This is a genomic window from Streptomyces sp. NPDC007205 (assembly GCF_040634095.1).
Classification (GTDB): Bacteria; Actinomycetota; Actinomycetes; order Streptomycetales; family Streptomycetaceae; genus Streptomyces.
The window spans coordinates 250,088-264,395 of the sequence record NZ_JBEYEW010000001.1 but is presented as its reverse complement, the minus strand read 5'-3'; the positions used below and the strand labels follow the sequence as shown (position 1 = coordinate 264,395).

The window sequence follows — 14,308 nt, the reverse complement described above, 5'->3', positions numbered from 1 at the left end:
ACGGCCGAGAGAGGGGCTCCATGAGCACCGAAGCGCTCGCCCGCCTGGCCGAGGACCGCGTCGACCACCGCTTCAAGGGCCTCCCGCCGGACACCGACGGCCTCACCGTCGGCGAGCTGGCCGCCCAGCGCCGCAACCTCTTCACGGGCGGCTTCCCCACCCCCGTCCTCGTCCTCTCCGCCGAGCGGCTCGCGCACAACCTGGCGCTCATGCAGACGTACACCGCCCGGCACGGCCTCGCCTTCGCCCCGCACGGCAAGACCTCCATGGCCCCTCAGCTCTTCCACCGCCAGATCGAGCACGGCGCCTGGGGCATCACACTCGCGATGCCCCATCAGGTCCGCGTCGCCCGGGAGTTCGGCATCCAGCGGGTCTTTCTCGCCAATGAGCTGGTGGACGCCCCGGCGCTCCGGTGGATCGCCGCGGAACTCGCCGCCGACCCCGGCTTCCGGTTCGTCTGCTACGTCGACTCCGTGCGCGGCGTCGAGCTGATGGACACCGCCCTGCGCGGCCACGGCGCCACCCGCCCCGTGGACGTCGTGGTCGAGCTGGGTGCGGGCGACGGGGCCCGGACCGGTGTGCGCACGGAGGCGGAGGCGCAGGCCGTCGCCGCCGCGGTGGCCCGGACCGGGACGCTGCGGCTCGTGGGCGTGGCGGGGTACGAGGGCGAGGTGCCGCGCGCGGACCCGGAACGGGTGCGGTCGTATCTGCGGCGGCTGGTGACGCTCGCCGTCGAGCTCGACAAGGGCGGACGGTTCGGGAAGGCCGAGGAGATCATCGTCAGCGCGGGCGGCAGCGCCTGGTTCGACGCGGTGTCCGACGTCCTCGCCGAGCTCCCCGAGCTGTCCGCGCCCGTGCTGAAGCTGCTGCGCTCGGGGGCGTACGTCTCGCACGACGACGGGCACTACCGCAGGATCACCCCCTTCACCCGGGTGCCCGAGGAGGGCGCCCTGGAGCCCGCCTTCCGGCTGTGGGCGCAGGTCGTCTCCCGGCCCACCCCCGAGCAGGCCTTCGCCAACGCGGGCAAGCGCGACGCCGCCCACGACCTGGACCTGCCCACCGCGCAGGTGGTACGCCGGAACGGTGTCGAGCGCCCGGCCACCGGCATCGCCGTGACCGGCCTGTCCGACCAGCACACCTGGCTGCGCACGGAACCGGGCGCGGACGTGGAGGTGGGCGACTGGGTCGGCCTCGGTCTGTCCCACCCGTGCACGTCCTTCGACAAGTGGCAGCTGATCCCGGTGGCCGAGGCGGACGGGACGGTCGTCGACTACGTCCGTACGTTCTTCTAGGAGCCGGTGAAGAGGAGGCGGGACATGGAGGACCTGGTCATCCGGGACGCCGACGTCGTCGACGGCAGCGGCGACGCGTCGTACCGGGCCGATGTGGTGATCGACGGCGGCCGGATCGTCTCGATCGTCAAGGAGGCCGCCGCGGCAGGCTGCCAGCGCCCGCGCGCGATGCGGGAGCTGGACGCGGAGGGCCTGGTCCTCTCCCCCGGCTTCATCGACATGCACGCCCACTCCGACCTCGCCCTGCTGCGCGACCCCGACCACAGCGCGAAGGCGGCGCAGGGGGTGACGCTGGAGGTCATCGGCCAGGACGGGCTGTCGTACGCGCCGGTGGACGACCGCACCCTGGAGGAGGTGCGGCGGGCGATCACCGGGTGGAACGGATACGGCGACGACATCGACTTCGGCTGGCGGTCGGTGGGTGAGTACCTCGACCGCCTCGACCGCGGAATCGACGGCCGCGGGATCGCCGTCAACGCGGCCTACCTCATCCCCCAGGGCACCGTCCGTGCCCTCGTCGTCGGCTGGGAGGACCGCGCGGCCACCCCCGAAGAGCTGGGCCGGATGCGGCAGTTGGTCGCGGAGTCAATGGAGCAGGGCGCGGTCGGGCTGTCGTCCGGGCTCACCTACACCCCCGGCGGGTACGCCCCGGACTCCGAACTCACCGAACTGTGCCGGGTGGTGGCGTCGTACGGCGGCTACTACTGCCCGCACCACCGCTCCTACGGCGCCAGCGCCCCGGAGGCCTACGCCGAGATGATCGCCCTCGCCCGGGAGGCCGACTGTCCGCTCCACCTGGCCCACGCCACGATGAACTTCGGCGTGAACGAGGGCCGAGCGCCGGAGCTGCTGGCCCTGCTGGACCGGGCGCTGGACGCGGGCGCGGACATCACCCTCGACACCTACCCCTACACGCCCGGCTGCACCACCCTGGCCGCGCTGCTGCCGAGCTGGGCGAGCGAGGGCGGCCCGGGACAGATCCTGGCGCGCCTCACCGACCCGGCGACGGCCGCGCGGATCCGGCACGACCTGGAGGTGACCGGCTCGGACGGCTGCCACGGGGTGCCCGTGGAGTGGGAGACGATCGAGATCTCCGGGGTCACCGAGCCCGCGTTCGGGGACCTCGTGGGCCGTACCGTCCGGGAGGCGGCCCGCGTGCGCGGCGAGGCCCCCTGGGACACCGCCCGCCGCCTCCTGATCCAGGACCGGCTCGGTACGACGATCCTCCAGCACGTCGGCCACGAGGAGAACGTCCGCACGATCATGCGGCACCGCACACACACGGGCGGTTCCGACGGCATCCTGCACGGCGACAAACCGCACCCGCGCGCCTACGGCACCTTCCCGCGGTATCTCGGCCACTACGTACGGGAGTTGGGGATCCTCTCGCTGGAGGAGTGCGTCGCCCACCTCACGTCCCGGCCCGCGGCCCGGCTGCGACTGCCGGACCGGGGGCTGGTGCGCGAGGGGTACCGGGCCGACCTGGTGCTGTTCGACCCGGAGACGGTGGCGCCCGGCGCGACCTTCGCCGCGCCGCGCACCCTTCCCACGGGTATCCCGCACGTCCTCGTCGACGGCCGGTTCGTCATCGAGGACGGGAAGCGGACGGACGTGCTCGCGGGCCGGTCCGTCCGCCGTACGCCGGTGTGAGCGCCCTTACGGCTTCGGCAGGGTGCAGCCGGCCGCGCCGAGGTCGAGCTTGTTGCCGGTGGTGAAGCAGGCCGGGATGTTGTACGTCTCCTCGGCGTAGTTGATGCCCTGGCGGACGGTGACGTTGCCGCTCTCGTCGACCTCGCAGGGGTTGTTCTCGGTGCAGCGCTCGCCGTCCTCGTTGCCGGTGTTGTTGACGGCGACGACCTTGCCGGTGGCGGTGTCGATCACCGGGGAGCCCGAGGTGCCGCCGATGGTGTTGCAGGAGGAGGTGTAACGGACCGAGTCCTTCCAGGTCCAGTCGCCCTCCTTCAGCCGGTACACGAACCCGTCGACGTTGCAGCTGTAGGTGCGCTTCCAGTAGCCGGAGACCACCTTGATGGCGGTGCCGGCGGTGGGGTGCGTGTCCTGCACCGTGAGCGGGGAGATGCCGTAGGAGTTCTTGATCGCCGCGTACGTCGTGGTGGTGCGGTAGATCGTGACGTCCGTGTCCGTCATGGTCGAGTAGACGACCTGGTTGGCACGGAGGGTGGCGACCTTGCTGCCGCTGGCGTTGAGCAGGCCGAAGCTACGGCTGGAGGACTGGCCGGTGATGACCTCCCCGGGCCCGGGGAAGCCGGTCTCCAGGCAGTGGCCGTTGGTCAGCACGAGCGCCGGGTCGGTGTCGGCGGAGTTGGGGAAGCGGATGACGGAGCCGGAGCAGTTGCTGAGCGAGACGGTGCCGGCGAAGTTGACGGTGACCGCAGGGGGTTTGGCGGTGTGCGGGGCGGCGACCGCGGGGGCGGCGCCCAGCCCGGCCAGGGCCACGGAGGAGAGTGCGGCAAGGAGAGGCTTGTTCATGTGGGGGTCCCCTCGGACGACTTGGGCGACCGGACATCTTCCGGCCGCCCTTCATTTGTCATGCGCATTCTCAATGCTGGGAGGGGTGTGAACAAGGAGCGGCGTCAGGTCATAGGGGTTTCCCTGTACCTCCCGACCTATGCAACTCCGCTATTTCTCAGGGGGTTTCGTGACAACAGCCCCGAACAGGGCGAGACCCCTGAGGGTTCGGCAGGCCGCGCACGGCGACCGCCGGCTCGCCGAGCGTCCGGGCGCTGTGGATCTGCGAAGCCGACGGCATCCGTCCCGCCGGAGAGGGATGCCCGGTCATGCAGGCAACTCTCGCATGCGGGCCCGCCCTACCACCCAGCGGCAGACCGAGTGCCCTGCCCGAAAGCCGGGTTGACGCACCACCGACGCCCGACGGTCAGCGGGGGTGTTTCGTCGTGCCGCGACCGTGGCCCCGGCCGCCCGGCAGGACGGACGTGGAGGCGGTCGGGCCGGCTGTCGTTGCGGTGGGCGTGGAGGTGGAGGTGGGTGGAGCGGTGAGGGGAGCGGTGGGTGCGGCGGTCGTGGTGGTGGTCGGGGTGGCGGTCGACCGGGACGCGTGGACGGCCGGGGAGGCTGTCGAGCCGGGTGGCGCGGCCGAGGGGGAGCCGGTGGCGGCCGTCGCGGCGGTCGGGGCCGGGGAGCCGTTGTCCGTGCGGGGGCTCGCGGTGGCCGAGTCACCGACGGCGACCCGCCGGCCGTCGGCCGGCCGGGACCCGTCCGGGGCCGCGGCATCCGAGCCGCCCGCCACAGCGGCGATCACCGCGACCGCTCCGGCCACGCCCAGCACCCCGACGACGGCCGCCACCCGCCGGCGGCCGCCCGTGCGCCGCCCGGCACGCCGCCGCGCGGCCCGCCCCTCACCCGGCCGGACCGGCTCACCCGGCTCGGTCGGCCCGGTCGGCCCGGTCGGCTCGGTCAGCGGAGGCAGCTCGCGTGTCTCGTCGTAGGCGCTCTGCCAGCCGTGCGCCGCCGCAGGGTCGGCGTACTCCTCGTACGCCGGCGCCGGGGCCTGCCAGAGGTACACGCTCGGTGCCGGAGGCGACGGCTGTGCGGAGGTCGCGTCCGGCCGCTCCCGGTGCTCACCGCCCGGGTCCTGCGCGCCGTACACCCCCGCCTGGTGCTCCCGTTCGGTGGACATGACAGCGGATTGTAGGGACGCAAGTGACTCCTGAGACAGCCTTCGGCGATATCCGGGCAAACCTCCGGTCTCACGTGGTGGAAAACACGGCCCACGAGGCATTACCGGGCCGTAAGCTCACGGCATGCAGGTGATCCAGTCGACCAAGCTCGCCAACGTCTGTTACGAGATCCGGGGCCCGGTTCTCGAGGAGGCCATGCGGCTCGAGGCGGCAGGGCACCGCATTCTCAAGCTCAACACCGGCAACCCGGCCGCCTTCGGCTTCGAGTGCCCGCCGGAGATCCTCGAGGACATCCTCCGCAACGTCTCCAGCGCGCACGGCTACGGCGACGCCAAGGGCCTGCTGGCCGCCCGCCGCGCGGTCGTCATGCACAACCAGACCCTCGGCATCGAGACGGACGTCGAGCACGTCTTCATCGGCAACGGCGTCTCCGAGCTGATCGTGATGGCCATGCAGGGGCTTCTCGACGACGGCGACGAGGTCCTCGTACCGGCCCCGGACTACCCCCTGTGGACGGCGGCCGTCTCCCTCTCCGGCGGCACGGCGGTGCACTACCGCTGCGACGAGCAGTCCGACTGGATGCCCGACCTCGCCGACGTCGAACGCAAGATCACCGACCGCACCAAGGCGATCGTGATCATCAACCCCAACAATCCGACGGGGGCCGTGTACGACGAGGCGATGCTCAAGGGGCTCACCGACATCGCCCGCCGGCACAACCTGCTGGTGTGCTCCGACGAGATCTACGACAAGATCCTCTACGACGGCGCCACCCACACCCCGACCGCCAAGGTCGCCCCCGACCTGCTCACCCTCACGTTCAACGGCATGTCGAAGGCGTACCGGGTGGCCGGCTACCGGGTCGGCTGGATGTCGGTCTCCGGCCCGCGCGCCCACGCCGACTCCTACCTCGAGGGTCTGACGATCCTGGCGAACATGCGCCTGTGCGCGAACATGCCGGGACAGCACGGGGTGGTCGCCGCGCTCAGCGGACGCCAGTCGATCAACGACCTGGTGCTGCCGGGCGGGCGGCTGAAGGAGCAGGTGGACACCGCCTACGAGCTGCTGACGCAGATCCCGGGCGTGAGCTGCGTACGGCCCAAGGGTGCGCTGTATCTCTTCCCGCGCCTCGACCCCCAGGTCTTCAAGATCAGGGACGACCGGCGGATGGTCCTGGACCTGCTGCGCCAGGAGAAGATCATGGTCGTCCAGGGCACGGGCTTCAACTGGCCGGAGCCGGACCACTTCCGTGTGGTGACCCTGCCGACGGTCGGCGATCTCCGGGACGCGATCACCCGGATCGGGAACTTCCTGGACGGGTACAGCCAGCCGTAGCGGAACGAGCTCCACCGACTCCTTTCCGTGACCCGACTCAACTTTAGACGAAATCCAAGCTAGGATGGCTTCCTGTCAGAGCACAGGAGGCCATCACCCATGTACGAACCGATCCGCACCAAGTCGGTCCACAGCACGATGGCCGGCACCCCCTCCGACTTCCCCCACCGGTCACGCGAGGAGGAGCTGGACATCCAGCTCGCCGGGCACCTGGCGGCCCTGCTCGCCGTGACCGACGAACTGTGCGGGCTGACCCCGTCGGCCGACCTGGAGACCTCCGCCGAGCGGCTCGCCGAACAGGTGGCCCGGCTCCGGGGAGGACGCGCCCCGCTGCGGGCGACGCCGTCCGCCACCGGCGACCCCGCAGCGCTGCACCGGCGCGCGCACGCTCTCGCCGGGCGGGCACTCGTGGTGGCCGCCTCGCGTGCGGACACGGCGGCGGCGATCCTCGCGGCCGAGCGGATGGACGCGCACGCCGACGCACTGCCGGAGCCGAAGGAACTGAGCACCACCGCCTGACCCCACCGGGGTCCCACGATCGGCCCCGGTCCGCGTGCACCCGCAGCGACGCGCGGACCGGGCGCCACACACCGCGTTGGCTTCGGCCGGGTGCGCATCGCCGTAGGGCCTCGTGTCGTCTTGCGGCTGCCTGGCACAGCAACGGAAGCCGCAGCAACGGAAGCCGGGGCCCCGCACGCCTTTGTGCGGGGCCCCGGTGGGTGGTCACCACGGCCGGCCGTGACGATCGCTGGTCAGGGCATCCAGACCGGCCGTGGAGTCTCGGGCGGGACTAGCCCAGGCGCTCCACCAGTGCGCGGTACTGGTCCCACAGCTCCTTCGGGGTGTGGTCGCCGAAGGTGTTGAGGTGCTCGGGGACCAGGGCGGCCTCCTCGCGCCAGACCTCCTTGTCGACCGTGAGCAGGAAGTCCAGGTCGGACTCGGACAGTTCGAGGCCCTTGGTGTCCAGCGCACCCTTGGCCGGCAGCACGCCGATCGGGGTCTCGACGCCCTCGGCCTTGCCGTCCAGGCGCTCCACGATCCACTTCAGGACACGGGAGTTCTCGCCGAAGCCCGGCCAGACGAACTTGCCCTCGTCGTTCTTGCGGAACCAGTTGACGTAGTAGATCTTCGGCAGCTTGGACTGGTCCTTGCCCTTGGCGACGTCGACCCAGTGGCCCATGTAGTCGCCCATGTTGTAGCCGCAGAACGGCAGCATCGCGAACGGGTCGCGGCGCAGCTCACCGACCTTGCCCTCGGCGGCGGCGGTCTTCTCGGAGGCCACGTTCGCGCCGAGGAAGACACCGTGGTTCCAGTCGAAGGACTCCGTCACCAGCGGCACCGCGCTGGCGCGCCGGCCGCCGAAGAGGATCGCCGAGATCGGCACGCCCTTCGGGTCCTCCCACTCCGGCGCGATGATCGGGCACTGGGACGCGGGGACCGTGAAGCGGGCGTTGGGATGTGCGGCCGGGGTCTCGGACGCCGGCGTCCAGTCGTTGCCCTTCCAGTCGGTCAGGTGGGCCGGGGCCTGCTCGGTCATGCCCTCCCACCACACGTCACCGTCGTCGGTGAGCGCGACGTTGGTGAAGACCGCGTTGCCCCACAGGGTCTTCATCGCGTTGGCGTTGGTGTGCTCACCGGTGCCGGGCGCGACGCCGAAGAAGCCGGCCTCGGGGTTGATCGCGTACAGGCGGCCGTCCTCGCCGAAGCGCATCCAGGCGATGTCGTCGCCGATGGTCTCCACGGTCCAGCCGGAGATGGTGGGCTCCAGCATGGCGAGGTTGGTCTTGCCGCACGCGGAGGGGAAGGCCGCCGCCACGTACTTGGACTCGCCCTGCGGCGGGGTGAGCTTGAGGATCAGCATGTGCTCGGCCAGCCAGCCCTCGTCACGGGCCATGACGGAGGCGATGCGCAGGGCGTAGCACTTCTTGCCGAGGAGGGCGTTGCCACCGTAGCCGGAGCCGTAGGACCAGATCTCGCGGTCCTCGGGGAAGTGGGAGATGTACTTGGTGGAGTTGCACGGCCACGGCACGTCCTCCTGGCCCTCCTCCAGCGGGGCGCCGAGGGTGTGCACCGCCTTCACGAAGAAGCCCTCGTCGCCCAGCTCGTCCAGGACCGGCTGCCCCATGCGCGTCATCGTGCGCATGGAGACGGCGACGTAGGCGGAGTCGGTGATCTCCACGCCGATCGCGGACAGCGGGGAGCCCAGCGGGCCCATGCAGAACGGGACGACGTACATGGTGCGGCCCCGCATGGAGCCGCGGAACAGGCCCTTCTCGCCGCTGAAGATCTCCCGCATCTCGGCGGGGGCCTTCCAGTGGTTGGTCGGGCCGGCGTCCTCCTCCTTCTCGGAGCAGATGAAGGTCCGGTCCTCGACCCGGGCGACGTCGGTCGGGTCGGAGGCGGCGTAGTAGGAGTTGGGGCGCTTGATCGGGTCGAGCTTCTTGAAGGTGCCCTTGGCCACCAGCTCTGCACACAGCCGGTCGTACTCGGCCTCGGAGCCGTCACACCAGACCACGCTGTCCGGCTGCGTCAGTTCGGCGATCTCGTCGACCCACGAGATCAGTTCCTGGTGGTTGCTGGGAACGGTGGAAGCCGAGTTGTCGCGCGCCACGGTTGCTCCTAAGTGAGGGATTCATACCCTTGTGAGGGGATTTTTTCCTTGTTGCCCCGTGGGGGCTGCGACCCGGATGCTTCGCGGTTGCTCATCCGGTGCCGACCGCACTCATTTGATCGTATCCGACACGAGTGCCCATATGTCCAGCGGGCCTCACAGGTGAGCGAAGTGACGAAGCCCACGGTTTCCAGGCCTGTTTGCGTTCCCTTTACGTCCAGGTATGCGTCACCTGAAGGTCTTTTTGCGTTCGATCGACCAAGACCCGCGCTGATACCCGACTAACGGCGCCGTAGGTACCATGCCTCGCATGACTGCGTCCGCCCCCGACGCGCCCACGGAGACGCCGGCCAGCGGCCGCGGTTCCGTCGCGCTCTCCTTGCCGCACCCGGTCAAGCCCAGGCTCCGCGGCTGGCTGCACCTCGGCATGTTCCCGGCCGTACTCATCGCGGGCCTCGTGCTCACCGCCCTCGCCGACTCCACCAGAGGCCGCATCGCCTGCGGGATCTACGTCCTGACGGCCTGCCTGCTCTTCGGCGTCAGCGCGCTGTACCACCGGGGCAACTGGAGCCCCCGGATGGACGGCGTCCTGCGCCGCCTGGACCACGCCAACATCTTCCTGATCATCGCGGGCACCTACACCCCGCTGACGATGCTGCTGCTGCCCGGCGCCAAGGGGCAGTGGCTGCTGTGGGGGATCTGGGCCGCCGCCGCGGCCGGCATCGTCTTCCGCGTCTTCTGGGTCGGCGCCCCGCGCTGGCTCTACACGCCCTGCTACATCGCGATGGGCTGGGCGGCCGTCTTCTTCCTGCCCGACTTCATGCGCACCGGCGGCATAGCGGTGCTGGTCCTGGTGATCGTCGGCGGCCTGCTCTACAGCGCCGGCGGCGTGATCTACGGCATGAAGCGCCCGAACCCGTCCCCGCGCTGGTTCGGCTTCCACGAGGTCTTCCACTCCTTCACGCTCGCCGCGTTCGTCGTCCACTACGTCGGCATCTCGCTGGTGGCCTACCAGCACGCGTAGCCCTCACCCCCCTTCCCTTCCCTTCCGGCCACGGCTCACCAGCCGTGGCCGTTTTCGTGCGCCTGACACCAGATCGCCATAGACGGTTACATGATTTTGATAGTTACTGTCATTTAATGGTTACGCGGCCTGCCGCTGCCGGACACCCCCGTCGCGGATGCCTGACAATGTCCCGCATGACGGCCGCACGCACCCCCAGCACCTCCCCCGCCGACCGGCCCCGCCTCAGCCTGCGGGAACGCAAGAAGATCAAGACCCGGGAGGCGATCCGCGCGGCGACCTACTCACTGATCGGAGAGCAGGGCTACGACGCCACGACGATCGACCAGATCGCCGAGCGGGCCGAGGTGTCGCCGTCGACCGTGTTCCGGTACTTCCCGACCAAGGAGGACATCGTCCTCACGGACGAGTACGACCCGCTCATCCTGGAGGAGATCCGGGCGCGGCCCGCCGGCGAACCCTGGTTCGAGACCATGCGGTACGTCCTGCACCGGGCCGTCGAGTTCGGCATGACGAACGACCTCGCGGTCTCCCGGCTGCGGACCCACCTCATGGTGCAGGTCCCGGCGGTGCGCTCACGGATGATGGAGAGCATGTCGGCCACCGGCCGGATGCTCTGCCAGGCCATCGGCGAGCGCACGGGCCGCGACCCGGAGAGCCTGGAGGTCCGGGTCTACGCCATGTCCCTGATCGGCGGCCTGATGGAGACGTCGATGTACTGGGCGGAGAACGACCACCGGGACGACTTCGCAGCCCTGGTCGACCGCACCCTGGACGTCATGGAGCACGGCCTCCCGAACGAAAACCGCTGAGGTCCCGGCGGCCTCCCGTGCGATCCTGACGGAGTGAACGGACCCGAGATCCACGTCGAAGTCGCCCCCGCGCTGCACCTGTTCGTGCCGGCCGCCCGACGGGCCGGCGCCACGCCGCTCGGCACCGACGGCGTCTCGACGCTCGGCCATGTCATCGAGTCCCTCGGCGTCCCGCTGACCGAGGTCGGCGCACTGGTCGTGGACGGCCGCGAGGTGCCCGTCTCGCACATCCCGGCGGCGGGCGAGACCGTGTCCGTCCGTCCCGTCACCCGCCCCCAGCAGGTCCCCGGCGCCCCGCTCCGCTTCCTCCTCGACGTCCACCTCGGCACCCTGGCCCGCCGGCTGCGCCTGCTCGGCGTGGACACGGCGTACGAGTCGACGGACATCGGCGACCCGGCGCTGGCCGCGCGCTCGGCGGCCGAGAAGCGGGTGATGCTGAGCCGCGACCGGGGCCTGCTGCGCCGCCGTGAACTGTGGGCCGGGGCCTTCGTCTACAGCACCCGCCCCGACGACCAGCTGCACGACGTCCTGGACCGCTTCGCCCCCGACCTGAACCCGTGGACGCGCTGCACCGCCTGCAACGGCCTGCTGAAGCAGGCCACGAAGGCCGAGGTCGCCCACCAGCTCAAGCACGGCACGCAACGCTCGTACGACGTCTTCGCCCAGTGCACGGCATGCGGCCGCGCCTACTGGAAGGGCGCCCACCACGACCAGCTGAAGGCGGTCGTGGAGCGGGCGTTGAGCATGCGTACCCAGGCCGATTGAGTACCCGCGCCGATCTGCCGGGACCGGGCGGCGCGGTCGGATGGGGCCATGAACACCACGACCCCGCAGCCGGTGACGCTCACCCCGCAGCAGAAGGACCGCTTCATCACCGGCTGGGCCGTCGCCGGGCTCCTCGCGCTCCTGCCGATCGTCGTCCTGTCCTGGGTGGTCGTGCTCTCCGGTGAGCGCGGCACCATGTGCCTGATGTACGGCGAACAGTGCTCGGCCATCCCCGGCTCGGCCCCGTACGGCGCCTTCTGGCTGGCGCTCTCCGCCGGTCTCGCGGCACTGGTGTGGCCCAGAGCCCGGCGGACCTGCGCCAGGCTCTGGGCCGTGTTCCTGCAGTGGAGTGCTCAGCTCACGCTGGGCGCGATGATCCTCAGCGGCGCGTGACGTCCCCCTTCCCGCACGCCACCCCGTCCCGGTTGCGGTCCAGGCCCAGCGGGTCGTCGCCGCCGTTGACCTTCAGCCGGCCGTAGTGGTTCCGCTTGAGCCAGGTGCAGCGCGCCGCCGCCGACTTCTTCACCTCGGGCGGGAAGACCGTCGGCACACAGACGTTGACCGAGCCGTAGTGCCGGTCGCAGCCGGAGAGCGTCGGGCTGACCGCTTGCGAGGTGCGCTTCGGGCCCGGCCCGGACTCCTTGCCGGACAGGGCGTCGGCGAAGGCGTGGACGTGCGGGGCGGCGGTGGTGGAGCTGAGGGCCGCCGGGCCCGTCAGGTGCACCCACCTGGCCACCGAGGGAACCCCGTTGGCGTCGACGGCGAAGAGCATGTACCAGCCGGGCGGGGCGATGTTCGGGTTGTTCGTCACGTTCAGGTCGACGTTGTTGCCGTCCACGCTCAGCGGCAGGTCGACGAAACGCTGGTTCGGGTCGGAGGAGTGGGTGACCGCGGCCGGGCGGACCAACTCGGCCTTGGCGATGGGGTGGTCGACGGTGATCCGCTGGGTGTCGCCGTACTTCCACTCCTGGCTGATCACCGAGGTGATCGTCGGACGCGTGCCCTTGTAGAGATAGGGCGGGGTGTAGATGGACACGTTGTGGTTCCAGGTGCCGTTGCCCGGGTTGTCGCCGGTGGCCATCACGCGGCCGTCGGGCAGCAGGAACGCCGAGGAGTGGTAGCCACGGGACTGGGGGTCCGCGTTGACGGGGTCGAAGGTGTTCGTGCCGGGGTCGTAGATCGACGACTCGTACACCGGGTTGGCCCGGTTGTGCAGGGCGCCGCCGGTCTCCAGCACCTTGCCGTCGGGCAGCAGGACCGCGGAGACGTACATCTTGCCCTGGTTGCCGGTCTCGGCGACCTTGCCGCCGCCGAGGTCGACCGTGCCCTGCGGGACCGGCGGACCGGCGACGTACGACGGGTTGGCCTGCTTGAGGTCGATCACGTCGGTGAGGCGGTTCGCGTCGGGGTTGGAGTCGATGTTGCCGCCGCCGATGGTGAGGACCCGCTGATCCTGCGCCGGGGGCAGCAGCACGGACGCCGACTGGTCGCGCTCGTCCTTGTTCTGGAGCCCCGGGATCTGCGTGATCGTGTTGGCGTCGTAGTCGTAGATCGCCGAGCCGGTGCCGGGGATGTTGTTGCCGAAGACATGGCTGCCCGTGTAGAAGAGGCGGCCGTCCTGCATCAGCACCATCGCCGGGTACAGGCCCCAGAAGGACCAGGTCTGGTTGACCTTCCAGGCCGGCAGCCACTGCTGGTCCTTGTCCGACCAGCGGTCGGCGGTCACCGACCCCGTGGAGTCCTCGCGCAGCCCGCCGAACGTGATGACGTCACCGTTGCCCAGCTCGGTCGCCGACGGGTACCAGTGGCCGTCGTTGAGGTCGTTCGTCTTGGTGTAGGTCTCGGTGCCGGGGTCGAAGATGTACGAGTCCTTGAACCCCTCGTAGCCGTGCCCGCCCGCGACCGGATACGCCTTGTTGCCGCTCAGCACCAGCACCCGGCCGTCCTGCAGCTGCACATGCCCGGCGCAGAACATGTCCTTCGGTGTGGGGACGACCTTGTAGGTGCCCGTCGCCGGGTCGTACACCGCGGAGGTGAACGTGCCCGCGTTGAAGGCGGCCTCGCTGTTGCCCGAGCCGGCGATCAGCAGCACCTTGCCGTTGTTGAGGACGACCGAGTGCATGGAGCGGACCGGGTTCTGCGTCGGCAGCACCGACCAGCTGCCGTTGGCGCACTGGTCGCTCGTGCCGGTGCACCGGGCAGGCGGGAGCGGGTCGGGGACCTGCTCCATGGTGTAGTCGTCGGTGGTCGCCGAGCCGGTGCCGTAGACGGAGACGCCCCAGGTGATGCGGTCGGTGCCGGCCGGTACCTCGGGGGTGCGGACCGTGGCCTGGGTCCAGCTCGACGCCATGTCGAGGGTTTTGACGTCGGTCCAGTACTGCCAGCCGGTCGTGCTGTCGTGCCGGAAGAGGGTGACGTTCGCGTCCGGGGTCGTGGTCTTGTACCAGAGCCCCAGGTCGTACTGCTTGCCGACGCTCACGGCGGGCGCGCAGTCGGTGGACTCCAGGAACATCGCCTTGCGGTCGCCGTCGACCCGGCGGGTCAGGGTGACCTTCATGGCCTTCGCACCGGAGTGCGCGTCGGACGTGGTCTCGTAGGTGAAGTCGTTGTCGCCCCAGCCCGCCTTCTCCCAGCAGTACGGCATGTCACCGGTGCCGGCCGCCTCGAAGCCGGGGTTCTTGATCAGGTTTGCGGCCTCGGCGCTCTGCGGCGAGGTGAGGAGCAGACCGGCGGTCAGGGCGCCCACCCCGACCAGCGCTGTTCGTCTGCGGTAACGGCTCACACGGCTCTCCTTGCGGTGGTACGGCTGT

At 70.5% G+C, this 14,308-nt stretch carries 12 protein-coding genes; 8 read left to right on the top strand and 4 right to left on the bottom strand.

Annotated features, from left to right (window positions below):
- Positions 1-20: 20 nt before the first annotated feature.
- Both ABZ624_RS01195 and ABZ624_RS01190 read left to right on the top strand, forming a co-directional pair.
- The gene (locus tag ABZ624_RS01195; RefSeq protein ID WP_360081489.1) at positions 21-1,292 is read left to right on the top strand and encodes an amino acid deaminase; all 1,272 of its coding nucleotides are present in this window, start codon (positions 21-23) and stop codon (positions 1,290-1,292) included.
- 24 nt (positions 1,293-1,316) lie between these two features.
- Positions 1,317-2,942, top strand: coding sequence for a D-aminoacylase (locus ABZ624_RS01190; RefSeq protein ID WP_360081488.1), 1,626 nt, complete (start codon positions 1,317-1,319; stop codon positions 2,940-2,942).
- A gap of 6 nt (positions 2,943-2,948) precedes the next feature.
- Here ABZ624_RS01190 and ABZ624_RS01185 read toward each other — a convergent pair whose 3' ends face one another.
- Both ABZ624_RS01185 and ABZ624_RS01180 read right to left on the bottom strand, forming a co-directional pair.
- On the bottom strand, positions 2,949-3,782 hold the full coding sequence (locus ABZ624_RS01185) for a serine protease (RefSeq protein ID WP_360081487.1): 834 nt from the start codon (positions 3,780-3,782) through the stop codon (positions 2,949-2,951).
- Between the two features lie 406 nt (positions 3,783-4,188).
- Positions 4,189-4,950: a hypothetical protein gene (locus ABZ624_RS01180; RefSeq protein WP_360081486.1), complete on the bottom strand. Its 762-nt coding sequence runs from the start codon at positions 4,948-4,950 to the stop codon at positions 4,189-4,191.
- 124 nt (positions 4,951-5,074) lie between these two features.
- Between ABZ624_RS01180 and ABZ624_RS01175 the strand changes: the two genes are divergently transcribed.
- The gene (locus ABZ624_RS01175) at positions 5,075-6,286 is read left to right on the top strand and encodes a pyridoxal phosphate-dependent aminotransferase (RefSeq protein WP_360081485.1); all 1,212 of its coding nucleotides are present in this window, start codon (positions 5,075-5,077) and stop codon (positions 6,284-6,286) included.
- Between the two features lie 99 nt (positions 6,287-6,385).
- Positions 6,386-6,805, top strand: coding sequence for a hypothetical protein (locus tag ABZ624_RS01170; RefSeq protein WP_360081484.1), 420 nt, complete (start codon positions 6,386-6,388; stop codon positions 6,803-6,805).
- A 271-nt stretch (positions 6,806-7,076) separates the two neighbouring features.
- Here the strand turns inward: ABZ624_RS01170 and ABZ624_RS01165 are convergent, their stop codons facing one another.
- Entirely contained in the window at positions 7,077-8,897 is a 1,821-nt protein-coding gene (locus ABZ624_RS01165; protein ID WP_360081483.1) for a phosphoenolpyruvate carboxykinase (GTP), read from the bottom strand.
- A 310-nt stretch (positions 8,898-9,207) separates the two neighbouring features.
- Between ABZ624_RS01165 and ABZ624_RS01160 the strand changes: the two genes are divergently transcribed.
- The 4 genes from ABZ624_RS01160 (at position 9,208) to ABZ624_RS01145 (ending at position 11,891) form a co-directional block, all read left to right on the top strand.
- A complete protein-coding gene (locus ABZ624_RS01160; protein WP_360081482.1) occupies positions 9,208-9,921 on the top strand; it encodes a hemolysin III family protein in 714 nt (237 codons plus the stop codon).
- A gap of 167 nt (positions 9,922-10,088) precedes the next feature.
- Entirely contained in the window at positions 10,089-10,733 is a 645-nt protein-coding gene (locus ABZ624_RS01155; protein WP_360081481.1) for a TetR family transcriptional regulator, read from the top strand.
- 33 nt (positions 10,734-10,766) lie between these two features.
- Positions 10,767-11,498: a Mut7-C RNAse domain-containing protein gene (locus ABZ624_RS01150; protein ID WP_360081480.1), complete on the top strand. Its 732-nt coding sequence runs from the start codon at positions 10,767-10,769 to the stop codon at positions 11,496-11,498.
- 48 nt (positions 11,499-11,546) lie between these two features.
- Positions 11,547-11,891, top strand: coding sequence for a hypothetical protein (locus tag ABZ624_RS01145; protein ID WP_360081479.1), 345 nt, complete (start codon positions 11,547-11,549; stop codon positions 11,889-11,891).
- Here ABZ624_RS01145 and ABZ624_RS01140 read toward each other — a convergent pair.
- Positions 11,878-14,280, bottom strand: a complete 2,403-nt coding sequence (locus ABZ624_RS01140; RefSeq protein ID WP_360081478.1) for a galactose oxidase early set domain-containing protein — start codon at positions 14,278-14,280, stop codon at positions 11,878-11,880. The two genes, ABZ624_RS01145 and ABZ624_RS01140, sit on opposite strands and share 14 nt — an antisense overlap.
- Positions 14,281-14,308 lie beyond the last annotated feature (28 nt).

Excerpts from the sequence above, each read along its gene's own strand:
- ABZ624_RS01195 (WP_360081489.1), top strand. The coding sequence starts at position 21 with ATGAGCACCGAAGCGCTCGCCCGCCTGGCCGAGGACCGCGTCGACCAC.
- ABZ624_RS01190 (WP_360081488.1), top strand. The coding sequence starts at position 1,317 with ATGGAGGACCTGGTCATCCGGGACGCCGACGTCGTCGACGGCAGCGGC.
- ABZ624_RS01185 (WP_360081487.1), bottom strand. The coding sequence starts at position 3,782 with ATGAACAAGCCTCTCCTTGCCGCACTCTCCTCCGTGGCCCTGGCCGGG.
- ABZ624_RS01180 (WP_360081486.1), bottom strand. The coding sequence starts at position 4,950 with ATGTCCACCGAACGGGAGCACCAGGCGGGGGTGTACGGCGCGCAGGAC.
- ABZ624_RS01175 (WP_360081485.1), top strand. The coding sequence starts at position 5,075 with ATGCAGGTGATCCAGTCGACCAAGCTCGCCAACGTCTGTTACGAGATC.
- ABZ624_RS01170 (WP_360081484.1), top strand. The coding sequence starts at position 6,386 with ATGTACGAACCGATCCGCACCAAGTCGGTCCACAGCACGATGGCCGGC.
- ABZ624_RS01160 (WP_360081482.1), top strand. The coding sequence starts at position 9,208 with ATGACTGCGTCCGCCCCCGACGCGCCCACGGAGACGCCGGCCAGCGGC.
- ABZ624_RS01155 (WP_360081481.1), top strand. The coding sequence starts at position 10,089 with ATGTCCCGCATGACGGCCGCACGCACCCCCAGCACCTCCCCCGCCGAC.
- ABZ624_RS01145 (WP_360081479.1), top strand. The coding sequence starts at position 11,547 with ATGAACACCACGACCCCGCAGCCGGTGACGCTCACCCCGCAGCAGAAG.